This is a genomic window from Corallococcus silvisoli (assembly GCF_009909145.1).
Classification (GTDB): domain Bacteria; phylum Myxococcota; class Myxococcia; order Myxococcales; family Myxococcaceae; genus Corallococcus; species Corallococcus silvisoli.
Genome location: NZ_JAAAPJ010000017.1, coordinates 18,623 through 41,559, shown reverse-complemented (window position 1 = coordinate 41,559; position 22,937 = coordinate 18,623). Strand labels below are relative to the sequence as shown.

The following is a 22,937-nucleotide window of genomic DNA, read 5'->3' as shown; positions in this document are numbered from 1 at the left end:
GGACTCATCCATCATTCGAGCGCAGCCCTCTCAGCCAGGGAAACATCACCAGGATGATGCGCTCACGCCGCACCGGAATGTCGGCGCGCCCCATCATCCCGTCGTAGAAGCGCAGCCGCAGGCCATCGGCCATGAAGGTCGTGTCATCGACCTCGGCGGTCACTCTCACCTGGGGACCGGAGAACTCGACGGCGTCCGCCATTTCGGGCCCAAGCACGCGGCGCACCTCGGCGGGGCCCAGGATGACGTTGCCCACCTGGCTCGTCACCAGGGACTGGTGGTTGTAGCGAAACCCGGCGAGCTCGAAGCGCAGGGGACTGCCTGGCCGCAGGAAGGGGCGCTGGTGGCCGGGGAGCAGGGCCACCACCGTGAAGTGCGTGTTCTCCCCCGCCACCGTCACGGCCACCTCGCCTGGCGCGAGGTTCTGTCCCGGCCGGACGCGCACATCCGAGATGCTCCCGGACGTCGGCGCCCGCAGGGTTCGCTCCTCCAGATGGGCCCGCGCGGCCTCACGCTGGCCCGTCAGCGTGGCGAGTGCTTCCCGGGCGACCGCGTTCTCTGGATCACGCAGGGTCTTCATGAGCTGGACCTGGTACTCGCGCTCGAGCCGCTCATGCTCCGCCTGGGGGGCGCCCGCGTGCAGGCGCACGAGGGCCTGCCCGCGCTGGACAGCGTCTCCCGGTGAGACGAGGACCGCCACCACCACGCCCTGCTGGCTCGAGGAGACCGGGATGAGCCCCTGGGCTCGAACCACCGCGGGGCCGGTGGCGTATTGGTTCAGCCGGCCGAATATCAGCACCACGCCCACCACCAGAAACGCCACCGCCAGCAGCCAGTAGGCATGGTCCAGCGATGCAGGTGACAGCCGCACGACCTGGCCAGGTGCGTTCTCCCCCGCGTAGAAGGACTGCAGCGCCTCCTCGCGGTAGATCTTCTTGGTGGGTTCCTGGGTCACTGAACGGCCTTCTCCGCGGCCTGGTTCCCGGCCACGACGTCCAAGCCGACTGGGGGCGCCTTCACGGGTCCGCGCTCGAGTCCTGGCTTGTCGATGATGAGCTGGACCGGCATCCCGACCCTCAAGGTGGCTCCTGCCCCGCCAGACAGGGGCGCGCTCGCCTCAATGAAGACCTGCCGCGAGGCGATGTCGACCTCGGGCCACACCCAATCCACGAAAGCCCATCCCCCGGTGGCGGCACCGGGATCCCGCACCTCGACCCGCGCTCCCGGTTGAAGCTGTCTGGCGACTGGCTCGGGCACCGCGAAGCGGACGCGGAACCGCTCTTCCTGTAACAGGAGCCGGATGACGGTCTGCCCCTCGGCCACCTGCCCTCCCACGGGAACAGGGAGCGCCGCGACCTGGCCATCGAAGGGGGCGCGAAGCTCCATGTTTTTCAGGCGGATCGAGAGCAACTCCACGCGGGCCGACTGCTCGGCCATGCGCGCGGAGGTGATGGAGACCTCGACGGAGGCCAGCTCCTCCGAAAGCCTCGCGTCGTCCAGTTCCGCGCCAGAGACCTGCGCCCCGAGCACCTCGACGCGCTTGAGTTCCACCCGCGCCTGCCGTTGGCGGAGTTCCGCCTTGCGGTGCTCCGCCTGCTGCGCGAGTGATTGTGCCTGAGCGACCTTCAACTCCTGGCGGGCCTCCTGGACATCGAGTGATGCCAGTACCTGCTCTTTCTTGACCCTTTCACCCACCCGCACGCGCAACTGCTCGAGTCGCCCCGCTTGTCGAAAGGCCATGCTCACATCACTCGCGGCGACCACCACTCCTACGATGGGCTCGGTCGCCTCTCGCGGCGCGGGGACAGAAGGGGGGGGGCGGTCGCGTTCGGAGCGCTGGAGTTCCGGCCCATTTCCGAGTCGATCCACTGCCCAGGCAAGCAAGGCTGTGCAGATGCACAGCGCTAACAGGCGAAAGCGGCGGAAGGAAAGGAGACGTCTCATGGCGCGCTGGGGTACCCGAGGCCCTACGTCCACCATGACTGGTGCGGCGTCTCCGCCATGCTCGGCCGACCCAGCCTAGCAAGAGTCAGAGGGCCGTCCAAGCCTTGGGCTTGAGGCGCCTCGGAATGTCTTGACCGCTCAAGGCCATCGCTCGTGTAATGAACTGGCATTCTCGCGTCCGAAGTCTGGTCGTCCGGGCCGTGTCGACTTCGCTGGGCCCTTGATGCTGGAGAGCCGCGTTCATGGACAGCAGTGGCACTGGCTTCATCGTCTCTCCCTACCTCGTCTCTGTTCCTGACTCCGTGGTGGATGCTTGGGCCACGCAGCGCGAGGTCCTCGCCGGTCGAGGCATGTTCTACGATCTGATGGCGACGCGTCTGGTCGTGACGTCTCGTGAGGACAAGCTCCGCCTGGAGCGGTTGCGCGGCCACCCGGAGGAGGTCGCCGCGTTCGCTGCCGTGGCGCCAGGGCCGTTCCAGCTCCTCACCCAGCGGCAGGTCCTGCTCCCGGAGGAAGATGCGTTTCGCCGCCACCGGTACACCTGCGTGGAGATAGAGATCAACCGCCACTGCAACTTTCGCTGTTCGTTCTGCCCGGTCGAGGCCGCCCCGAAGCCCAAGGCATTCATGAGCCCGGAGCTCTTCTCGCTCGTGCTCGACCGGGTGCGGGAGTACGGGGCGCCGTCGATCTCGTTGAACCATTACTCGGAGCCGACGCTCGACCCCATGCTCATCGAGCGGGTGCGCCTCGCGAAGGAGTACGGGCTGCAGGTGCGGCTGCACACCAATGGCAGCCTCCTGACCGTGGAGAAGATCCGCGCGCTGGCGGAACTCGGCAATGTCATCCTCGTCATCAATCTCCCCTCGGTGGAGCGCGCCGAGTACGAGCGCGTCACCGGGACGAAGCTCTTCGACCGGGTCCTCGCGAACCTGCGCGCCATCCATGAGCACGGTCTGCCGGCCCGGCTATCGGTCAACTCCCCGCGCGAGTCCTCGGACGAGAACGTCCGGCGGATCAACGAAATGTTCGCTGCGATGTTTGGAGACTCGGTGGCGTGGCCGACGGACAACCGCGCGGGATTGCTCAAGAAGGACGAGTACGCGGCGGACGTGCAACACCTTGGACGCCTGTCGGGTTGCACCTACGCGCTCAACCAGATCAACGTCGCGCATGACGGAAAGGTGTTCCTCTGCTGCCAGGACTTCGACCAGAAGTACGTGCTCGGAGACCTCCAGCGGATGAGCCTGCGCCAGGTCGCGGAGAGCGACCGAATGGCGCAGTTGCGGCGGTGGATCTTCGGGCATGAGACGCCCCCCGAAGGCTTCATCTGCTCCCAATGCTCGTGGACCTCCTCGCTGGAAACCGGGAGCGCACCCCTTAACGTCGGGGCTGATGTGCGCCGTACGCAGCGTCTCCCTGGCAATGCCAGCCCGGCGATGCCTCCCTGGCCTGTCGCCTGGGCGGTTGGTGCTCCCGAGCAAGGGTTGGCGGCGGGGTAGTGCCCCGCCCCTCGTTGCTCAGCGGCGCTTCCTGGAGGCTCGCTTCGTGGGGGCCGGAGCGTCGATTCGGATTGGGTCGCCATAGCGGGCCGCCAGGAGCCCGGGACGCGCGGGCGATCGCGCGAGTTCCTGTTCCAGCCGCTCCAGGTCCGCGACGCTCATCGAGTTGATGGGGATGTAGAGCGGATCGCCTGGCTGGAGCCGGAACCAGGGCGCGGAGCCTCGGGCATAAGGGAAAAAGTGCTGGAGGTTGGCGCGGCGCGAGAGCCGCTCGAGCTGGGCGTAGGTCACGTTCGTCAGCCGGACGGGCTGGAACATGCTCCAGAGCGGTACGTGCCAGGAGTAGAGCCGAGCATCGTTGTACAGTTGGGTCGAACTGCTCCCATCCCGCCAGCCTGGCCCGAAGGTGTGCTCCAACGGCGCACCGGCCAGGAGCGTCAACGGCCTGGGAGTCGCACCCAGCCGGGCGATGAGGAAGTCCTCCTCCTCGCGCTCGAGGCGCGAGTCGGCGAGGCAGGCGAGCGCCGAGTCCTTCGTCTCCAGCAGGTAGCAGTTCCATGTATGCGGGAGCGAGGGCGGCATCTCACCGCGGAAGGGGAACGCCGTGATGCGAACTCCCCCGAGGTCCAGTGTCTCCCCGTGTGCCAGCACGCGGATCTCTCGCGCGGGACCGAGCACCTTGCGCAGGAGTCCCGCGATATCCACCTCCCAGGGATGATCGGGCGCGCGCCGCGGGATGACGATGGGGATTGCGTCGGGGAGGGACATCAGCACGCCGAGGTCGAGGTGGTCGGCGTCCTGGTGGGTGATGCACACTGCATCTGGCAGGGGCAGCTCGTGCGGCGCGAGCTGGGGCGCCTCAGGGCCGTAGGGCTCGAACAGCCGTGCCTCGGCATGGGTCCGCGCGAAGACGTCGCCGAGCTCGTCCTGCTTCCATGCGATGCGCGGTGACAGGAGTGGGTCAATCCAGACGGTCCGTTGTCCGGACTGAAAGAGCGCCGCTGCATGGCCGAGCCACGTGAGGCGATCTCCGTGCCCGGTCTGGAACCGGGGCGCGGTGCGTTCTTCCGGTACGTCCACCTCCTCGAGGACCTGCGAGGCCAGGAGGCGCTCGAGGACCGCCTCCAGGTTCGCGAGGTCCCCGTGGGCGATGGCCGCGAGTGTTTTCCTCGAGGCGCCCGTGCGCATCGCGGCGAGCAGCCGTGCCACCGTTGGTGTCGCCGTGCCCGTGGAGAGCAGGAGTGTCGACTGGCGCGTCCGGATGCGACCGTTCGGAAAGGCCACGGCGAGCCGGTCCACGTTGAATGACAGGCCATCGCGCGCCTGGGGGCGCTCCTTCGCGACGAGCCTGCCACGCACGTGCGTGAGCTCGACGAGGCTCCTTGCGAAGGGAATGCGGTCGAAGACGTCCATCACCTGCTCGAGCGAAACCTGGGCCTCCCGCTGACCGCGCAGCTCGTCCAGGAGCAGGTTGAGGTATTCGACCATGCCCTCCAGATACTGGAGGCGCTCCGGGGCCTCTTGCATGTTCTGGGGCACGAGCCTGTGCCTGCCGAGCTGGACTTGCGGCAGGGTATACGCGGACAGGCGAAGCACCCCACGCCCCCGGCTCCTTGCTGCTCGTTGATTGTGCCTGGGTCTCGTCATCGTCATGTCCGCTCGACGGGCATCCGCCCCGTGTTCCCCTGACCGCGTCTACCTTCCCACCCTGGAGCGAGCGAGCTGGGAGTCGTAGAGGCGGCTCAGGAAGTCGTAGAGGACCAGCTCCTGCTCCCTGGCATGGGTTCGCAGGACCCGGTTGGTGAACATGTGCATGGCGCTGTTGGCGAACTCCTCGAGTGGCACGGTGAGCTTGCCGGAGCGGGCGCGCTCTCTCAGCCCAGCGACGACGGGCCCGAGCTGGACGCCACGCCTGTCGAGGATCTCCATGCACCCTCGAAGCGGGGTGGGCACTCCGCCGCCCGGCGCGAGCAGCGCCTCGATGGTGCGGCGCTCACGCCGGTAGCGCATCCCGAGTCGGTGGTCGAACTCGGGTGACAGCTTGAAGAGCGCACCCAGTTGCGCGCGCGCGCTCCGGACCACCAAGCGCCGTTCCTCGAGCTCGAGCCCGAAGTCGAGCAGGAGTCGGTGGATGCCCTGGAGCGCGAGCAGCCACCGGGCGCGAAGTCCCGCCTCGCCCTGGGGGGCCCGCAGCAGGTCCACGACCGCCTCGCTGTCCGCCTGGAAGAGGGACTCGGCGAGCAACATTCCCTCCAGGCCGCCGTAGCGTTCGACCTCTCGTTCGTAGGTGTCGAACTGGACGCGATGGATGGTGCCCGATTCGAGCCATGGCGCGAGCGCGGCGTACAGCGCCGGCAGGACCTCGGAGGCAAGCCGGCCCGGCGGGCCGTGCAGTCGGAACCGGAGGTGCCAGTCAGGATCGGCATAACGGATGAAGAACCATTGGTCGGCCGCCCCCGAGGCCAGCGCTCGCCTGGCGATCGGCGCAACGACTTCGCGGAGCACGTCATCCGCCAGCAAGCGCCCCGAGTACAGCTTCGTGAAGAGCCACTCCGAGCCCGGTGCGAAGGAGCGCGCGGAGCGTGGCACCACGGGCGCTGGAGCACGTGGGGGACTGGGGGCGCTTGGTGGGCACTGTCGGACGAAAGGCACAAGCAATTCGTGGACGAACCTGCCCTCTGGCCCCTCCGCGCAGAGGTGCTCGGGGTCGGGAAACATCTCGAAGAACGCCGGGCGCTGGACATCTCCCAGGAGCTGGACGGCATTCTCGAAGCTGAGGACGTTGTCGAGGTCGACGGGAAAGTAGTCCGTGCCCTGGGTGAGGGTGACGTAGCGCGGCAGTCCGAGTTCGGCCGCGAGGCGCTTCATGCGCGCATACCGGGCCGCTCCGCATGCCTCGAAGATGGGGCGCCACTGCTCGGGTTGAAGGATCCATCGCGCACGGCACAGCACGAGGCGTCCAGCCGTCACCCGGGGGAGGAACGCCGCGTGTCGGAGCGCGCCCCAGTTCCAGCGCAAGTTCGACGCCTGCGCCTGCTCCTGAAGCATCCCCAGGAACTTGTAGAGGCGGGAGAGCCGCTGATCGCGGAAGTTGTGTGCGCACGTCAGCCGCGGGATGACCTCGCGACCGAGCCGTGCCGAGCGCAGCACGAACCGGCCCTGCTCCACCGACAGCCACAGGTCCCCGATCGCGAGCTGCCCCTCCTCCGGTACGCTGGGTCTGGCGAGATAGGGGATCTCGTGCGTGCGCAGTGCCGGCCGCAGCACGACATTGCCGACGCGGTTGCCGCCCAGGAAGGCGACTTCCGCGAACACCGCGTCTGGCCGCAGTGCCTCTTCCGCCCGCAGGTGGCGTTCGACGTGCGCGGTCAGCTCTGGATCCGCGTGGCAGAAGCGTCCAAGGAGGGTTGCCCCGGAGGGGCCGTAGACGCTCTCGAGGAGGAGCTGGAAGTCACCCCGCGCCAGCGCCTCCTGGGAACCCGCCGCGAGCGAGGCGTGAACCGAGAATGCATCTGGCAGGGGGAGCCGGTCTGGGACTTCGAGCGCCGCGAGGTCGGCTTCGGTGAGTTCGATCCGAGTTGCCCCGGTGGCCCGCGCGCGCTCGAACTTGCGCAGGAGCACGGCCTCACGCTGGTTGATGGGCCCCAGCTCGTCCGTCTTGGCCTCTGGGAAGGGCAGCTCCGCGAGCAGTGGGGACGCGTCCTGGCGCAGGTGCTGCGCCGAATCCATGTCGAGTCCGCTGTCCTCGTCGAGTGCCTCCATGAGGGCAACGGCCTGGTCTCCGAAACGGCGCGCGAACTCCGCCCGCAGGCCGCCGAGCCCATCCGCCTGCTCCGAGCGGGAGATGCGGTGCAGCAGGCGTGTGCCACGACTCAACTCGTCGTGCACCTGCGGGCCCAGCACCGCGCCCTCGCCCGGCTTGTGCAGGTCCACCTGGAAGGCGGCCGATTGCTCGGAGAGACCTGGGAGCTCGCGGAGCATCTCCGTGAGGGCTTGATAGCGGGCGGGAGGGAGCCCCGGGCTGGAGGCATTCAACTCGGAAAGCAACTGGCGAACGCACAGCAGGGACTGGAGCATCCCATGCCCGTTCGACAGCGCTTCGAGTCGGTCGATGAGATGGTCGAGCGGCTCGGGGCCGGTCGCGGAGAGCGCGAGCTCTGACTGGAGAACCTGACGACGGCACAGCTCATCGACGTAGGCTTCCGCCGCGCTCCGCTCCACCGCCTGAGCCTCCTCGAGCGCGGTGGCCAGCTCGTCTCTCGTGGCTCCCCGGGCCGCGCGTGCCAGGAGCGTTCGGAGATGGGGCGTCGAGCGGATGCCCACCTCGCGGTAGGTCCGCTCGACGCCGTTGAACCGCGCTTCGATGTACCGCAGCTGGTGGGTGGAGAGGGAATAGCACGTGGTGTTCGGCCAGTACCTCAGGCGGTTCTGAAGCTGCGCGTCCGCCGCCAGGGTGTTCGCCAGGGCCGCCAGCGGATCCGTGTCCAGCCGGACCTGGCGGCGATAGCCTTCCCGACCAACCATGCGGATGCGTGTCTCCGCTCCGGTGACACCCACGGACAGGCCCGCGAAGAGTCCGAAGGGCGTAGGGCGTCCCATCATCCGGGAGAGGTAGCGGACCAGTGCCCGTTCGACCTTGGCGCCGCTCTCGCCGTCGGGATCCACCCACCAGTCCCCGAGCTGCGCATGCAGGGAAGGCGATGCCACGAAGAGCGCTTCAGTCACCTCGGGACGGGCGAGGAGCCGCCGCATCCGGGAGCGCAGCTGACGTCGATCCGCGGCGAGCGCGAGCTCCAACCGGGCCATGTCCCCCGGCTCACTCGGTGCCTCCAGCCCCTCGCCCCAGTGCAGGAACTCATCGAAGGGCAGCGCCGGCGTACGAAAGACGAAGAACTCCGACCCCAGTCGCTCTGGCGCGGAAGCCCCCGGGGGCGGCGGATCCCTGTCTGAGGGGCTCGTCATGGATGCGCGGGCTTCATGCCATGCCGCTCGAGTTCTCCGAGGTACTGGAGGGTATCGGTGGGCGTCACGCGTCGGGCAGGGGGCGCATCGGCGTAGTCCGTCGTTCCTTGCACGAGCATCTCCGTGAAGTTGTCCAACAAGGGTTGTTGCGTCTCACGCTCGATCCAGAGCCACTGCCCGGCGGGATTGATCTCAAGGAGGACGTAGTCACCATCCGGAGTGAGGATGAGGTCGAGCGCGCCGAACGCGAGGCCCAGGCTCCGCGTGAATGCGCGGCACCGCTCCTCGATGGAGGGGGGGAGTTCATGGGATTGGAACCTGAGCCCACGGTCCTGCCCACGCCGCCAGTCCACGCGGCTCTCCTCGGCCTGCTGAGAGTCGATGAGGGTCGCGAAGACCTTTCTGCCAATGACGTTGACCCGGAGTTCGGCGCGCTTCGGGACGTATTCCTGGAACAGTCCGGGAGCGGCCACCAGCCGCTCGACATCGGCGAGGTGTCGCGGCGTCAGCTTCGTCGTGTAGAGAACCCGACCGCTCTGGGTCATGCCGGGAATGGCAACCCCGGAGACGAGCTTGTAGATGACCTCCCCGCCGCAGCGCCGGTAGAACTCCTGAAGCTCCCGAGGATCATTGGTGAGCAATGTCCGCGGGACGCGGAACCCGAGCACCGAGGCTGCCTCGAGTTGATGGACCTTGGAGAGCGCCAGCTCCCGTTCATGCCAGGGCGGGTTGACCCAGAACCGATCCTCCAGGTGCAGGAACAGGGCTCGAAGCCCCTCTCCGGTTTCGAGCTGGCCCTCCTGGATGAGTCGAGGAGAGAGTGCCGCAGGGGGCTGCATGGGCCTGGGTTTCCGGTGCCAGAGGGTCCGGATGTCGTCGAGGGCGATCTGCTTGCCATCGCACATCAGAATGCCAGCGGGTCTGGCCCGGCCGGGCTGGAACGCCATCGTGAGCGTGGGGGGTTGATCATCGGTGTACCAGGTACAGAAGGGCGCCCCCTTCTTCTGGAAGGCACGCTCCGCGACGAGTGCGTGTGCATCGCCTCTGCTGGTGACGATCAGGATCATGGGCGCAGGATCATGGGCGGCTGTTTCGAGTGGCCCCGGCCGTCAGCGCAGTGGACCGCTGTACTCTTGTGGGACGTACTCGAAGAAGACCGACGTCGACGTGCAGCCCTCGGCCAGCCGGTCGCGGAAGTGGGGGACCTTGATGCCCTCGAAGAAGACGCCATCTCCCCGCTTCTGGAACACGGGCACGACGCCGCGCGCGGCGGGCTCCAGACAGAGCGGCCAGGGGGAGCGCTCCTCGGTTTCGGGGGTGGAATCCACCAGGAGCGAGATGCTGTAGTGACAGGGCTCCCGGTCGAGGTGTCGGACGAGCATCGCGCCTGGCTGGTAGGCGCGGAAGGACGTGTAGGCTGGCTTGAGCTGCCTGCCGACGATTCTGCTGATCAGTCCCGTGAGCTGGTCATGCAGGTAACGGCAGATGCCCTCGTTGTGGGCGGCGTAGCACACCGTCTCCTCTCGCGTCCGCTCGGCGTGTCCTTCCGCGACGAACTCCCGCAGGTAGCGCCGCAGCGCCGTGAGTTGCATGGGGTGAAGCAGCCCTTCGACGTTCACGAACCCATCCGAGCTGAAGGCGGCATGCGCCTCGCGAATCGTCTGCTCCCACGCCTCCTGGCGCCGTGCCGTGAAAGGCCTCGGGATGAGCACGGCCGCACGCCGCAGCAACTCGCGCGTCTCAGGGGAGAGGGAGGAGGGGGGCGGCTCACCCGGACGCAGCGACGCGATGACGGGCTCAAGGCGCTCGGGCACACTGAAGACGGTCAGGACCTGCGTGCCGGGGTCCTCCACCCAGAGCCGTCCACACCCGGGCGCGAACCAGTTCTCGGGAGCGCCCCACGCGAATTGCTTCTCGAGCAGGATCCGCCCCGCAAGGGCTCCGGGCAGCGCCGCGCCGGGCGGCTGGTACACCGCGACGGAGGCCACGACAAGCTCTTCCATGTCCGACGCCATGGGCAAGGTGTTGCCCATGCTCCCGACCTCGGGCTCGGCCAGCCAGCAATGGAAGACCACTGGCCGGGAAACCTCCCTCGGGTCGATCAACAACCCCAGCCGGGTGAGATCCGCTTCATGGCGCGCGATGCGCTCCTCATCGAGCTCCCCGGATTGGATGATTCGCCGTACGGCCTCGAACAGCGCGGCATCCTCGCTGTTGACGACCTTGATGCGCAGGTCCTGCCCCTTGATGGGCGATGCAAGGAAGATCGAGCGCCATTGCTCTCCGTCGCGCCTCACTGCGACACGGGTATTCGGATTGAGGATGGCTGGGGCTTCCATGGCGTCCAAGGGACCGAGGGGAGGGGGCTGGGTCAATCTCGCGAGAGGGGCATGGGGCGGACAGAGGAACCGCGCTGCCCATCTGGTCGCCCGCGAGTCTCCTGGGCCACCTCGGCGAACTCGATGGCTCGGCAACGGTGGAGGCTCTTGAGCAACTGGATGACGTCGTCCGGGTGGGGCCGTGCGACCGTGCCACGAACACGCGTCGTTGACCGTGGCTGGCGCAGGAGCTCGGCGACCGGGACCGGAAGTCCCTGGTTCAATCGCTTGAGCACGCGCACGAGCACCGGATGGAAGGACGCTGTCAGCGCATGCCCGTTGGCGGCGATGACGAGCGTGTCACCTGCCCTCGCCCACTGGATGGGGTAGCGCGCATTACCCCGGACGGTCTCCTCGTGCGAGAGCTTCGGGGGTGGCCGCAGCGGCGGAACCGGCTGGAAGCCGAAGCCCGTCAGGCGGCGGAGCTCCGCTGCAAGGAGCCTTCCCTCCAACGCTCCGTTGATCATGGACTCGCGCAGCGCCTCGACCGCGGCTCTCAGCGGCATCGAGAGGGTCAAGGGCTTTTCCCGCAAGTGCTCGAAGCTGCTTCCGCGCTTCCGGGCGCTGCGCTCCTGTCGCGACCGGGCGTTCAGCAGGCCCTGCACGGCGGCGGCCATGATTTCGGGTGGGGCGTTCAGGGGGGTGGGGTTCGCCGCCGTTCCGCCCCGGGTTCCCAGCGCGACGTTCAACGTCAGCGAGAGGCCGTCGGACTCGCCGACGTGCCAGTGCCCCGCGGGCCAGTACACGAAGTCACCGGCCACCGCACGAGCGCAGGTAGAGCGCCGCAGGAGTGGCTGGTACGCGTGCCGATGTCGCGCGACCTCGGACGGCGCGAGCGCCATCGGCTCCCAGAAGCGCAGGGTCTTGCTCCCCTTCAGCACGAACATCATCACGTCGACCTGGTCCTGGTGGACGCCGAAGGCCGTGGATTCGTAGTTCCCGAGGAAGATCCCCGCCTCGGCCACGTAGGGAGGCTCTCCGGTGGACTGATAGAAGCCGTGGAGGAATTCTCGAAGGTGCGACCAGAGGCTGAAGCTGTGGCCTTGGATCGCGCTCACGACAAGCCCGAACTTCCGCCCCTGCAGCAGGTGCTCCAGACGGCTGAGATAGGCATCGAGCGAACCATCGGTCGGCGCCGGGAGGTATGCGATATCCGGTACGAGCGCATCTCCGATGAAGAACCGCACCAGCGCGGAAGCAGAGCCACCCTTTGATGCCTCGCTCGCCGCGACCAGCGCGGTGAAGAGTTCGTCAGGTGTGGCCTGGAAGGGGAGACGTGGCCGCTGTTGGTGAAACGGGGATTTGCGCCAGTGGCGAGATTTGAAGTGACGCCAGAATGTGCGAGATGGCGCGAAACGGTTCATGGAGAGCAGCTTGACTGGGATGCCCGGCGTCACCGCGGCGCAAGCCAAAACGCTGGCCCCGGTCTCGAGGCCAGCCTACGACTGGCGGCCGCTCTTCCTCAAGATGGTGCATGAAGACCCAGGGGCGCCGTGCTCTTCACTCTAACGAGTGTGAGGTCTTAGTAACCCCAGACGACGTCGCCGCCAGTGTTGGAGGAGATGGGGATCGCACCGCCCGCGACGTTGGCCAGGTCGGTATCCTCGATGAACTCAAGAGCGAGGGGCTGCTTCTTGGCCTTGTCGGTACCCTTGGACTCGACCTTCTTCTGCTCCGGCTTGGTTGCCATTGTGGTTTTTCTCCGCTGATGCTGCGTGGCGTCAGTCCAGTTGTCATGCAGCTCGACAGCAAACCGAATTGACTAGCAGATGAGTTTCAAGAGAGGAGTCACTCTTGTCAAGGAGTGAAGATCCGGTGTTTGGAGGATCCTTGCGGAACGACAGGTACCGCCAGGAATGGATGCACATCAAGCGATTGACGCAACCGTGATGGAGACTCCGTCAAGCGAATTGCTTCAGGGTACGCCCGACCCCAGCACGAGCGGATCGGGTGCCGCGCGCCCCTATCTGGTGGCGGCGGTGAAGGCCTCCGTCTGGATTCGGGGGGAGCGGCGGCGCCGCGTGGGCCAGCCCGTGACGCGCAGCCTGTGCGCGGGAGTCGCCGGAGAGTTGCTGTTCTTCGCCGAGCTGCATGGATCGACGGGTGATGAGGAGGCGCGAGGGGAGGTGCGTGCGATCGCGGATGATCTCGCGGCACACTTCACGAAAGAGGCGGAGCCAGGTCTGTACACCGGCCTCGCGGGCCAGGCGTTCGCCCTCGCGATGGCCTGGCGTGTCACGGCGGATCCGCGCGACCGCGACGCGGCTGTCGCCGCGTTCGACCACCTGGTCCGGTGCGCGAAGCCGGAGGGGCAGGGGGTGGTCTGGAACAATGTCACCGACGTGTTCTCGGGCTCGGCGGGAATCGGTCTGGCGTTGCTTTGGGCCGCCAGGGCGCTCGACCGTCCGGCGCTCGTGGAGAGCGCTCGTGGCGTGGGGGACCGCCTGCTGGAGGTTGCCCGACCTCGCGAAGGGGGCCTGTCGTGGGACCTGGCACCGGGCTTCCCCAACTACATGCCCAACTTCTCTCATGGAACGGCAGGCGTGGCCTTCTTCCTGGCCAGGCTCCACGAGGCGACCGGCGAGGCCCGCTATTTGAAGGCCGCGAAGCGGGGCGCGGCTCACCTGATGGAGATCGGCAACCTGGACGGGCTGGTCTACCACCATGCACCCGGCGGCACGGAGCTCTACTACCTGGGGTGGTGCCACGGCCCCGCGGGGACCTCTCGCCTCTTCGTTGCGTTGAGCCAGGGCCGTGGAGAGTCCAGGTACGGTGTCTGGTTGGCTCGCGGCGTGGACATCCTGCTCCGCCTGCTCTCCGGTGGGCTGCCGGAGCGCCGCATGCATGGCTTCTGGAACAACCGGGGGTTGTGCTGTGGTGACGCGTCGCTCGTGTCGTGGCTGATAGACCTCCACCACCTGGAGCGTGCGCCGGAGCAGCTCGCCGCCGCGCGCAAGCTGGCGGATCATCTCCTGGCCCGGGCGGAGCCGGATGGCGATGGATTCAAGTGGACCTTCGCCGAGTACCGCGACCTGCCTGGACGTTTGGAGGCCCAGACCTGCCTCATGCAGGGCGCGGCAGGCATTGGCCTGGCGCTGCTCTGGCTGGACGGACTCGAGCAGCTGCGCCCCGCCATCGTGCGCATGCCTGACGCTCCTTCCCAGGACTGACCCTCCGATGGGCCGCGCCAGGATGATTCCAGGGGCCGAGGGGATTTCCATGCGAGGGCCGCCTGGATGCGCGTTATCCTGGGATTCGCTTCACCATCCACATTTCGCGCAATCGGCGTCGAGCACCCTGCGCCACTTGGCGCGGAGAGGGAGAAACATGCAGCGCTTTGTCCTCTTGGGTCTTGCACTTCTCACGGCCTGCGCAACACCTGTCCATCAGGCTGCGTCGCCCGCCGCCTCGGTGGCTCGGGCGTCCGAGGCTCCACTGGAGGCCAAGGCCGCGGCGCCGGTCCAGCCCAGCCCGCTCTACCTGTTCGAAGGCGTGGAGGTGTTCGGCTCTCGCAAGGTGCCCAAGGAGAAGCTGCTGGAGGTCATTGGCATGCCCGCGCCCGGCGCGCGCTTCAACCTCGAGAAGGGAGAGTTCACGCCGTACCTCATGGAGAGCAAGCCGCGCCTCCTGGCGGCCTACAAGTTCGCGTTCTGCAGGTTCTCGATGGTGGCCTACCCGCCGACGCGGACGTTCCGGGTGACGGTGGATCTGGTCGATGACGGGGATGAGTGGCGCATGCCCTTCTCACCCGCGCCCCAGGGCGATGTCCCGGAGCCCGAGGGCCTTCTCTCCGCCTGGGGTGAATACGAGAAGACCTACTGGAAGCTGAGCAGGGAGGGGGCTGTCCCCGAGTACGGCAAGAGCAAGTGCCATGCCCTCATGTGCCACGGCGGGTTCGACCATCCTGAGCTCGCGCCCCTGGAGCAGCGCTTCATGGAGGGCGTTCCCCGCAATCTCGACACGCTCGTGCGGGTGCTGCGTGAGGATCGTGACGACTCCAAGCGAATGGCCACGCTCATGGTCCTGCCCTACATCAACTCACGTGATCAACTGGTGAAGCTCGTGCTTCCGTCGGTGCGAGACCCCTACGAGGGCGTGCGTAACGAGGCGCTGCGCGTGCTGGGGACGATGCAGGAAGGACAGTCGAGGGTCATCATCCCGCTTGAGCCCGTGCTCGAGGCGCTCTGGTACCCGCTCGAAAGTGACCGCAACAAGGCCGCCTGGGCGCTTGCGCACATCGTGGAAACAGAAGGCGCCGCCCATCAGCGGCGGATTCTCGAAAAGGCGGGCGCGGTGCTGGTGGAGATGGCTGGCATGCGGCAGCAGACCGATTCAGAGCCTGCTCGCAAGGTGCTCGCGATCCTGGCGGGGCGGGACCTGGGGGGGGATCCGGCGGCCTGGCACCGCTGGGTCGAGCAGACGCGCGCCGCCAACAGCGCTCAGCGTTGACGTCCGGCCCGTGCTGCTTTGCGTTTCGTCCTCTACCTCCGGTAGATCCTTGCCCTGAAGACAGGCTTCAGGCCCAGCTTCATGTCCAGGGCGAGAACGCTGGAGCCCGTTGATACCTGACCGGTGATGGCGGAGCAGTCCGCCTCCCGCGCATCCGCGCAGGCCCGGGCGACCATGCTCGAGTACACGCCCTTCTTGCGGTGCTCTGGCGAAGTCACCGCGAAATAGATCCCGGCGATGTCGGCCTTCTGCAGGCGCATCAGGACGCCCGCCGGGCTCCCCCCGATCGTGGCCACATAGAACGTCTGGGTCGGGTTGGCGAGGTTGCGCTGGTTCGCCGCGCGATACCATGCATACCAGGTCTCGCGAGCATCCTCCCTGCCCACCATGTCCGTGCACTGGATTTCGGTGAACAGGTCCATCTCCTCTGCGTTGGACACCACCCGGATATCCACGTCCGGCCGGGCTTCATGTTGCGTGTCCGGTACCATCCCCTGGTACGTCAGGCCCCCGAATTCGTGATAGCCGCGCCGGGCGAGTTCGTGAGGCAGTGCCTCGGGCGCCCAGGGCAGTTGATGGATCACATTGAAGCGATCCAGGAGCGAAGGGTCCCAGCTCTCCCGGCCCGGCGCTGCATAGCAGAACTCCGGGCGCTCGCTCTCCACCAGGACCGTGTCGCCGTGGCGGCGCACCGGCCCACGGTGTGTTGCAATGAATTCCAGGTGGTTCTCGAACAAGAGCAGACGCGGATCCATGATTTCAGGATAGTGGCCCCGCGAAGGCGGGAACAAGAGGGGGGGCGGCGTGGTGACGCCTCACCGAGGAGGGAGCCGCTCCAATAAGAGCTGGCCTCGTGAGAACCGCGCCACGTCTCCGGGACACCACTCGGGGACCTGGGTGGGAAGGGCGCGGGCGGCCAGCTGCTCGCGCAGTCTGGCGTTGCTGGTCGCCTCGGAAGGCTCGCGACTGCCCCAGCCGATATCCAGGATGGGTCTGCCCAGGCCCTGAAATCCGTTGGCATAGGCAAGGAAGTAGCGAGCTCGGGCGATGCCGCACGCGTCCGCGATGCCAGTGATTCCAGCGGTCGTGTTCTTCATCCGTCCTGCCACGTAGTCGAGGTAAAGGCCCTGGAGCTGCTCCCAGGGGAGGGCCGCCCAGATGTCGCTCAGGCCGCCGAAGAAGGGCGACGGGAACTCACGCTGGCACGCCAGCAGCACGTCGACGGGGCCACGTCGCGCGTGGGATTCCGCCATCACCCGATCCATGCTTCCCTCTGGATCCGTGCCTCCGTCCACCAGCAACACGCACGAGAAGTCCTCGGTGGTGAAGCGGTAGCAGTTGCCCCAGTTGCGCAAGCCAGCCTTCAGGGGAGGGCCTTCGCGCGCGGGCTGCTCACCGTAGAAGGGCAGGATGTCGATCTCGATATCGCCCACCTTCACTGTCTCTCCCCAGGCGGGGGTCAGCACTGCCTGGCCACAGGCCCTCAACGACGCCTCGAAGTGCTGGGGAGTGAGCAGGCTGATACGAGGCAGGCGTGGCACCAGCACCGGAGTGTCCGGTGTGGCCAGATGGGTCAGCAACGACGGCAGGTGCCAGTGGTCCCCATGTCCGTGGGTGATGGCCACGGCGTCCACACCCTGGGAAGGCAGATGGACAGGAGCCTCGCTCATCTGGGGCATGCGGCGGTCCAGGCTGACCGGATCCACCAGGATGCTGGTGGTTCGCGAGCGGATCAACAGGCTCGCGTGCTCGCGGCGGTAGATGCCGGGCGTGTCCGGCGTGGGCCAGCACACCCGGGGCGCCGGCGTGAGGTGCAGCAATCCGAGCCCCTCCTCCTCTAGGAAGGGCCACGCCTCGCGGAGGCCTTGGAGTTCCTCTCCGTGGGTGGCCAGACGGAGGAAGTGGGCGATCGAAGGAAGCACGTCCGGAGGCACCTCCGTGTGCCACGCTGCTTCCGGCGCATGGAACTGCAACTGCCAGGCGCCCTGCTCGGGGAACAGCGCCTCCTCCTCGAGGACCATCCCGCCGTCGCCCACGCATTGGGGGCGCAGCACGGGGCTCGCTACACGGCCATTCATGCGCTCCAATACCGCGCGGGATTTCCTGGGATCGAATTCGGATTGAAGCAGCCGCTGGAGCACGCCACCCAGGAACCACGCCTCGAGCTTCGGCATCGTCGTGAGTTCGACGAAGAGTCTTGGAGGGAGTGGCATGGGGTCCGCACTGACCGGCGGATCCACTCCAGGTCCAGGACCGGGTGGAGTCATGACCGCCATGGGCAGCACGTTCTATCGGTTGTCCCATGCCATATCAACCGTGCGACGAGCCCGATGCCGACCTTGACGCAACCATCATTTACGAAGGCACGGCTCGACATATACGATGTGCCCGCACGCCGGGGCGCTATGCGGCGACTGGCCATCAGAACAACAGAGAATGGGCGACATGACGGCAGCGCCGCCAGGCGGCTGGAAGGAATTCATTGCCAGGTACTGGCGCAAGGCTCCAGTCCACTTCCCCGCGATGCTCAATCCCGGGCTCCTTTCGGCCAGCGAGGGCTTTGAGATTCTCGTCGCGGCGAGTCGCGCGGCGGGCGAACCGGGCAGCCGGGTTCCAATCCACTTCTACACCGGCAAGGGCTTCAAGGAGTCGGACCCGCGAGCCTTTCTTCCGCTCAGGGATGCGTCCCTGGATGCCTATGCGGAGCGGCTGGCCGGGCAACTGCCTGGTCAAAACTTCGTGCTGGCGCTCAACCATGCCGAATCGTGGAACGATGCGCTGTGGTTGCGCTGCCGGGGCTTCCTGCGGGAACTCTATGCCAGCGTCGGGATCCCAGAGGGTACGGATCTGGCCTTCTGGTTGAGTCGGGCGGGCGTCAGCGGCTTTGGCGTCCACAACGATCCGTTTGATCACCTCATCTTCGTCCTCACGGGACGCAAGCGGTTCCTGCTGTGGCCCACGGAGATCATCCGGACCCATCCCGAAGTGGTGAATGACACCTGCTATCTGGGGATCCGGGACCAGAGCCTGAGGGTCGATCTGGAGCCAGGGGACATGCTCTACATCCCCGAAGGGTACTACCATGTCGTGGAGGGTGACGGTCGGCCATGCTTCCAGGTCAGCTTCGCCATGACTTCCGAGCGGATGTTCTGGCTTGACTCCTTTCGGGGCGCGATGCACCGGTCGCAAGAGGTCCGGCTCCGCGATGTACCGTCGAGCATGACGATTCCGTTGACCCACTTCGAGGGCGGCGAGGTGACGACCCAGCCGCCCCCGACCCTCGAGCTGCTGACGAATGTCTTCACGGGCCTTGGTGGGGAGATGCGTCTCAACGTGGCCCGGACCTGGTTGGCGAGGTTGACGGGCTTGGGACTCGCCGCTCCACGGGAGCGCGATGTTCGCGCCATCACGGATGCCGATCTGGTCCAGGGCGACCGCGACAATCCCATCCTGCTGTACCCAGTGGGGGACAGGCTGGTGGGAGCGGCCCGGGGCCACTCGTTCGTGACGCGGGAGAACGAGGGCATCCGGGCGCTGATGGAGCACGTCAATAGCGGCCATCGGGGACGGGTGGGGGAGTTGCTTGATGCGCAGGTGGCCACGTGGAGGGGCTCCGCCGCGGACCGCGCCGAGGCGCATCGCCTGCTCACCCAGCTCTACCGGGTGCGTGCCGTGGACGTGGGATCTTTGCTGCCAGGGATGATGGATTGACAGGAGTCGACACGATGGTTGCGGTGCCCCAGATGAACTGGCCTGACTTCGTAGCTCGCTACTGGCGGAAGGAGCCCGTGCTCTTCCGGAAGCTTTTTCAACCGGGGTTCCTGGCGAAGGGTGACGCTTTCCGCATCCTTTCGGCGGCGAGCAAGTCCGCGAACCAGCCCGGCGAAAAGGTGTCGCTGCGCTTCTTCGTCGACAAGTCGTACCGGGAGTTCGACGCGAGAGGTTTCCTGCCTCTCAACGACGCCTCCTTCGAGGAGTACACCCAGCGCGTCACGGAGGCGCTCAACGGGCGTGGATTCGCGGTGGTGCTGAACAAGGCGCACACCTGGGACATGGAGCTGTGGCGGCGGACGCGAGGGTTCGTCCAGGGGCTCTACTCGGAGATCGGGGTGCCTGAGAGTACCGATGCGGTCATCTGGTATAGCCGGACCGAGGTCACCGGGTTTGGGGTCCACGAGGATCCCATCGACAACCTCCTGGTGATGCTCGATGGGCGCAAGCGCTTCCGGATGTGGGCACCCGAGGTGCTCCAGCGCAACCCCCAACTGCTGGGACATGCTGGCTACGAGTCGATCCTCGGAGAAGCCCAGACGTTCGATCTCGAGCCGGGGGACGTCCTCTACATCCCGCAGGGCTACTACCATGTGTCCGAGGCCGGTTCGGAGCCTGCCCTCCAGGTCAGCATCTTGATGGCGGTCCACAAGCACTACTGGATCGAGTCGATCCAGCGGGATGCCACGAAGCTCATCGACTCGCGACTCAGCAAGGTCGAGAGGAGTCAGACGATCCCGGTCTTCCAGGCAGACAAGGCACTGCGCCCGCCCGAGATGCCAGGGAACCTCAACACCATGCTGGAGGCCTTCGAGAGCATCGGCAAGGACCTGCGCCTCGCCGTCTCGCGCAAATGGCTCGCCCGCTTGAGCGGTCTGGGGCTGGATGCCGCGGCGAAGCAGGAGGCCCGCGAGTTCAAGGACACCGATACGGTCTGGGTCGATCCTTCCGAGCCGCTCCTGTTCCAGGTTCAGGAGGGCCAGCTGCTCGGCGCCATCTACGGGCACTCGTTCGCCATCCAGGCGCACCCGAAGCTCATCGAGCTGTTCCGCGAGCTGAACCGCGGCCAGCGCATCAAGGTCCGCGACCTGATCAAGAAACACTCCGGCGAGGCAACGGTCCGCAGGAAGCAGTACACATTGGATGCCCAGTTCATCCGGGCGCTCCTTGGCCGGCTGTATTCGATGCGCGCCCTCCAGGTCGAAGAGGCCGTTGCGCGGCCGGCTCGCGCGACCGTGAAGAAGCCAGCGAAGAAGCGCACGCGGCCCGAGGCGCGTTAGGACGTGGCCAGCTCAGTGGCATCGACCATCGTCTTCCTGGGGCCGTCTCTCGGTCTGGAGCGGGCCCGGACGCTCCTGGACGCTGAGTACCGCCCGCCCGCGCGCAAGGGCGACATCTACCGGGTCCTGACCTCCGGGGTGAAGACCCTCGTCCTGATTGACGGGATCTTCCATAGCGGGCCCTCCGTCTGGCAGCGGGAGATACTCACGGCGCTGGACGAGGGCATCGAGGTGCTCGGCGCCAGCAGCATGGGGGCGCTGCGGGCCGCGGAGCTCCACCCGTTCGGGATGGTGGGGCACGGCACCATCTTTGAGTGGTACCGGGACGGCCTCATCGACGCCGACGATGAGGTCGCGCTGCGCCATGCACCCGAGGACATGGGCTACCGCGCGCTGTCCGAGCCTCTCGTCAACATCCGCTTTACCCTGCTCCAGGCGGTGGACGACGGGAGGCTCTCGGTGGACGAGGCGGACACGCTCGTGGCCTTCATGCGGGAGACATATTACCCCGAGCGCTCCTATCGCCGTCTGCTGGAGAGCCCCCTATTCCTCGGCTGGGCCGGGGAGCGGCTGGCGGCGTGGCGTCAGTACCTCCGCGAGAATGCCGTGGATCTCAAGGCGCGTGATGCGAGCGAGGTCTTGCGCTACTGCGCCCGGCGGACCGAGGTGGCGCATGTCGGGCCGGGGCGGCGGGTGGACGTCTGGCGCGAGGAGTTCCAGCGCGTCAGCCTGGGCTTTCGCCAGATGGGGCACGGAGCCGGGCCCGACGCAGGCCACACCCTCCTGCGCGCGGTGCGTCAGTCGAAGACTCTCTGGGACGCGACAAGCCGGCGCGTGGTGTGTCAGTGGTTCATCCTCGACTGGGCACGCCAGCGGGGCTTGACGTGCCCGGAGGACTTCGCGCGCGCCTCCGAGCGCCGCTGGGCCGCCGAGCACGACGTCGTGGATGCGGGCGCTTGGGCGCGGGCCCAGGGGCTGACGCGGCAGGAGCATGCGGCATTGCTCGCGGAGCACGCACTGTCAGCCTGGCTGATCGAGTCCGGCCCTGGGGCGTTCGGGCTGGAATGGGATCAGGATTCCGTGACCCGCGTCCAGGCACGCCTGTTCCGCGAGGGGGCGTCGCGGACTCTCGACGCCGAGACGTGGCCTTTCATCGTGGCGTGGGCGCACGAGAACGGCCTCGGGTGTCCTGTCGTCGAGCGCGACGCGCTTCTCGCTTCATGGGGGCTGGGCTCCATCGCCGAGCAGGCGGAGGCGGCCCGTTCACTTGAACTCCCTCAGGAGCGCTTGCGCCGCATCCTCGAGGAGCGAGCGCTCCTGGAGTGGATGCTTGCGCAGGGGCCCACCCGATTGGGCCGCGCGCATGACCTCGAGGTCGCCGTCGTCCAGGAGCTTCAGTTCCTGGGACGTGTCACAGACCTGCTGGCCCTCGGATCGCCGACATGACCCTTGAACTGCGGAAGGCCTACGTACGCGGGACGCACCGCGCCGTCGCTCCGGAGGCGACGCTCGAGCGGATCCGCCCGCATTTGCGCGCCTTTGGCATCACCCGCTGCGCGGACATCACGGGGCTCGACTGCATTGGCATCCCGGTCTACGTCGCGGTCCGTCCCCAGGGACGCGTGCTGCAGACCTCCAATGGGAAGGGGCCGCGCCACGTCGATGCCCAGGTGTCGGCGCTGATGGAGTCCATCGAGGTCTGGCACGCCGAGAACCCCGCCGTTCCCTTTCAACGCGCGTCGCTCGCACGGCTGCGTCGCGAGGGGGCACGCGTCGTCTCTCCGGAGCGCCTCGAGGGCTTCTGGTCGTCCGCGCACTTCACGGAGGACCTGGTTCTTGACTGGGTGCGTGGCGAGGATCTGCACTCGCGCGAGGAGCTCTGGGTGCCGGCATTCGCGGCCTACTACTACCGCCATCAGCACCATCGGTACTCGTTCAACGGCCTGGCCAGCGGCAACAACCTCACCGAAGCGACCCTCCACGGGATGTATGAACTGATCGAGCGCGACACGCTCTCACGCCTCTCCGAGGGCAACCGGATCCATCTGGGCCGGTGCGATGTCATCGACCTCGACACCATCACCGACGACGTGGTCGGGGGGCTCCGGGAGCGGATCCAGCGGTCCGACCTCCAGCTCGTGCTGCTGCGAGCGCCAAGCGACCTACCCACGCACGTGTTCCTGGCAGTCGTGCTGGACCCGTCGCCGTTCAGCCACGCCTCGACCGTGAACCTTGGCTATGGAGCCCACTTGAGTCCCTCCGTGGCCGCCGCGCGGGCGATCACCGAGGCGGCCCAGTCCCGGCTCACGTTCATCCACGGCTCCCGAGATGACCTCACGGAGGCGGCCTACCGGGGAGGTGGCAGCCACCAACGGCTGTATTCCTTCTTCTCGCAGCTCGACCCGCGGACGCGTTGGGAAGAGCTCGAGGATGGCTCGAGCCAGGACCTGACCCGGGACTACCAGCGGCTCCTCGCCAGTGCTCTGGAGGGGGGCTTCGAGGCCGCGTACCGTGTGGACCTGGGCCAGCAGTTCGCGGATGTCGCGGTCGTGAAGGTCATGATCCCGGGAGCGCGACTCACGATTTCGATCTGATATATGCCACTCGCATACCTGCTCCTGGCCCGGAGAATCGAGAGCCACTCGGCGGCGGGT

17 protein-coding genes are annotated in these 22,937 nt (G+C 67.1%); 7 read left to right on the top strand and 10 right to left on the bottom strand.

Annotated features, from left to right (window positions below):
• Positions 1-4: 4 nt before the first annotated feature.
• Positions 5-955 (bottom strand): HlyD family efflux transporter periplasmic adaptor subunit, encoded by a 951-nt coding sequence (locus tag GTY96_RS28830; protein ID WP_161666419.1) that lies wholly within the window; start codon positions 953-955, stop codon positions 5-7.
• Positions 952-1,944, bottom strand: coding sequence for an efflux RND transporter periplasmic adaptor subunit (locus GTY96_RS28825; protein WP_268903988.1), 993 nt, complete (start codon positions 1,942-1,944; stop codon positions 952-954). The genes GTY96_RS28830 and GTY96_RS28825 overlap by 4 nt, the downstream gene beginning before the upstream one ends.
• 242 nt (positions 1,945-2,186) lie before the next feature.
• On the opposite strand from GTY96_RS28825, the gene GTY96_RS28820 reads away from it, so the two are divergent.
• Positions 2,187-3,443 carry a radical SAM/SPASM domain-containing protein gene (locus GTY96_RS28820; protein ID WP_161666417.1) on the top strand — a complete coding sequence of 419 codons (1,257 nt, stop codon included), beginning with the start codon at positions 2,187-2,189 and terminating at the stop codon, positions 3,441-3,443.
• An 18-nt stretch (positions 3,444-3,461) separates the two neighbouring features.
• On the opposite strand, the gene GTY96_RS28815 is transcribed toward GTY96_RS28820, so the two are convergent.
• The 6 genes from GTY96_RS28815 to GTY96_RS28790 all read right to left on the bottom strand — a co-directional run bounded on the left by GTY96_RS28815 (position 3,462) and on the right by GTY96_RS28790 (position 12,473).
• On the bottom strand, positions 3,462-4,982 hold the full coding sequence (locus tag GTY96_RS28815) for an MBL fold metallo-hydrolase (protein WP_161666416.1): 1,521 nt from the start codon (positions 4,980-4,982) through the stop codon (positions 3,462-3,464).
• A 156-nt stretch (positions 4,983-5,138) separates the two neighbouring features.
• Complete coding sequence (locus GTY96_RS28810) at positions 5,139-8,405, bottom strand: lantibiotic dehydratase (protein WP_161666415.1); 3,267 nt, start codon at positions 8,403-8,405, stop codon at positions 5,139-5,141.
• Positions 8,402-9,472 carry a hypothetical protein gene (locus GTY96_RS28805; RefSeq protein WP_161666414.1) on the bottom strand — a complete coding sequence of 357 codons (1,071 nt, stop codon included), beginning with the start codon at positions 9,470-9,472 and terminating at the stop codon, positions 8,402-8,404. Before GTY96_RS28805 ends, GTY96_RS28810 begins: the two co-directional genes overlap by 4 nt.
• 42 nt (positions 9,473-9,514) lie before the next feature.
• Positions 9,515-10,744, bottom strand: a complete 1,230-nt coding sequence (locus GTY96_RS28800) for a hypothetical protein (protein ID WP_161666413.1) — start codon at positions 10,742-10,744, stop codon at positions 9,515-9,517.
• A gap of 32 nt (positions 10,745-10,776) precedes the next feature.
• A complete protein-coding gene (locus GTY96_RS28795; RefSeq protein ID WP_161666412.1) occupies positions 10,777-12,147 on the bottom strand; it encodes a JmjC domain-containing protein in 1,371 nt (456 codons plus the stop codon).
• Positions 12,148-12,305: 158 nt separating this feature from the next.
• Positions 12,306-12,473 carry a hypothetical protein gene (locus GTY96_RS28790; protein ID WP_161666411.1) on the bottom strand — a complete coding sequence of 56 codons (168 nt, stop codon included), beginning with the start codon at positions 12,471-12,473 and terminating at the stop codon, positions 12,306-12,308.
• Positions 12,474-12,693: 220 nt separating this feature from the next.
• On the opposite strand from GTY96_RS28790, the gene GTY96_RS28785 reads away from it, so the two are divergent.
• Positions 12,694-13,953, top strand: a complete 1,260-nt coding sequence (locus GTY96_RS28785) for a lanthionine synthetase LanC family protein (protein ID WP_161666410.1) — start codon at positions 12,694-12,696, stop codon at positions 13,951-13,953.
• A gap of 157 nt (positions 13,954-14,110) precedes the next feature.
• Positions 14,111-15,232 (top strand): HEAT repeat domain-containing protein, encoded by a 1,122-nt coding sequence (locus tag GTY96_RS28780; protein WP_161666409.1) that lies wholly within the window; start codon positions 14,111-14,113, stop codon positions 15,230-15,232.
• A 32-nt stretch (positions 15,233-15,264) separates the two neighbouring features.
• Here the strand turns inward: GTY96_RS28780 and GTY96_RS28775 are convergent, their stop codons facing one another.
• Together GTY96_RS28775 and GTY96_RS28770 are read right to left on the bottom strand one after the other, a co-directional pair.
• Positions 15,265-15,987 carry a GNAT family N-acetyltransferase gene (locus GTY96_RS28775; RefSeq protein ID WP_161666408.1) on the bottom strand — a complete coding sequence of 241 codons (723 nt, stop codon included), beginning with the start codon at positions 15,985-15,987 and terminating at the stop codon, positions 15,265-15,267.
• A gap of 60 nt (positions 15,988-16,047) precedes the next feature.
• A complete protein-coding gene (locus GTY96_RS28770) occupies positions 16,048-17,406 on the bottom strand; it encodes an MBL fold metallo-hydrolase (RefSeq protein ID WP_161666407.1) in 1,359 nt (452 codons plus the stop codon).
• A 262-nt stretch (positions 17,407-17,668) separates the two neighbouring features.
• On the opposite strand from GTY96_RS28770, the gene GTY96_RS28765 reads away from it, so the two are divergent.
• From GTY96_RS28765 to GTY96_RS28750, 4 genes are all read left to right on the top strand, one after another.
• Positions 17,669-18,943: a cupin-like domain-containing protein gene (locus GTY96_RS28765; protein WP_161666406.1), complete on the top strand. Its 1,275-nt coding sequence runs from the start codon at positions 17,669-17,671 to the stop codon at positions 18,941-18,943.
• 14 nt (positions 18,944-18,957) lie between these two features.
• Entirely contained in the window at positions 18,958-20,283 is a 1,326-nt protein-coding gene (locus GTY96_RS28760; RefSeq protein ID WP_161666405.1) for a JmjC domain-containing protein, read from the top strand.
• A 138-nt stretch (positions 20,284-20,421) separates the two neighbouring features.
• The gene (locus tag GTY96_RS28755; protein ID WP_201756500.1) at positions 20,422-21,729 is read left to right on the top strand and encodes a TfuA-like protein; all 1,308 of its coding nucleotides are present in this window, start codon (positions 20,422-20,424) and stop codon (positions 21,727-21,729) included.
• Positions 21,726-22,877, top strand: a complete 1,152-nt coding sequence (locus tag GTY96_RS28750) for a YcaO-like family protein (RefSeq protein ID WP_161666404.1) — start codon at positions 21,726-21,728, stop codon at positions 22,875-22,877. Before GTY96_RS28755 ends, GTY96_RS28750 begins: the two co-directional genes overlap by 4 nt.
• Positions 22,878-22,937 lie beyond the last annotated feature (60 nt).

Excerpts from the sequence above, each read along its gene's own strand:
- GTY96_RS28825 (WP_268903988.1), bottom strand. The coding sequence starts at position 1,944 with ATGAGACGTCTCCTTTCCTTCCGCCGCTTTCGCCTGTTAGCGCTGTGC.
- GTY96_RS28820 (WP_161666417.1), top strand. The coding sequence starts at position 2,187 with ATGGACAGCAGTGGCACTGGCTTCATCGTCTCTCCCTACCTCGTCTCT.
- GTY96_RS28810 (WP_161666415.1), bottom strand. The coding sequence starts at position 8,405 with ATGACGAGCCCCTCAGACAGGGATCCGCCGCCCCCGGGGGCTTCCGCG.
- GTY96_RS28805 (WP_161666414.1), bottom strand. The coding sequence starts at position 9,472 with ATGATCCTGATCGTCACCAGCAGAGGCGATGCACACGCACTCGTCGCG.
- GTY96_RS28800 (WP_161666413.1), bottom strand. The coding sequence starts at position 10,744 with ATGGAAGCCCCAGCCATCCTCAATCCGAATACCCGTGTCGCAGTGAGG.
- GTY96_RS28795 (WP_161666412.1), bottom strand. The coding sequence starts at position 12,147 with ATGAACCGTTTCGCGCCATCTCGCACATTCTGGCGTCACTTCAAATCT.
- GTY96_RS28790 (WP_161666411.1), bottom strand. The coding sequence starts at position 12,473 with ATGGCAACCAAGCCGGAGCAGAAGAAGGTCGAGTCCAAGGGTACCGAC.
- GTY96_RS28780 (WP_161666409.1), top strand. The coding sequence starts at position 14,111 with ATGCAGCGCTTTGTCCTCTTGGGTCTTGCACTTCTCACGGCCTGCGCA.
- GTY96_RS28775 (WP_161666408.1), bottom strand. The coding sequence starts at position 15,987 with ATGGATCCGCGTCTGCTCTTGTTCGAGAACCACCTGGAATTCATTGCA.
- GTY96_RS28770 (WP_161666407.1), bottom strand. The coding sequence starts at position 17,406 with ATGCCGAAGCTCGAGGCGTGGTTCCTGGGTGGCGTGCTCCAGCGGCTG.
- GTY96_RS28765 (WP_161666406.1), top strand. The coding sequence starts at position 17,669 with ATGGGCGACATGACGGCAGCGCCGCCAGGCGGCTGGAAGGAATTCATT.
- GTY96_RS28760 (WP_161666405.1), top strand. The coding sequence starts at position 18,958 with ATGGTTGCGGTGCCCCAGATGAACTGGCCTGACTTCGTAGCTCGCTAC.
- GTY96_RS28750 (WP_161666404.1), top strand. The coding sequence starts at position 21,726 with ATGACCCTTGAACTGCGGAAGGCCTACGTACGCGGGACGCACCGCGCC.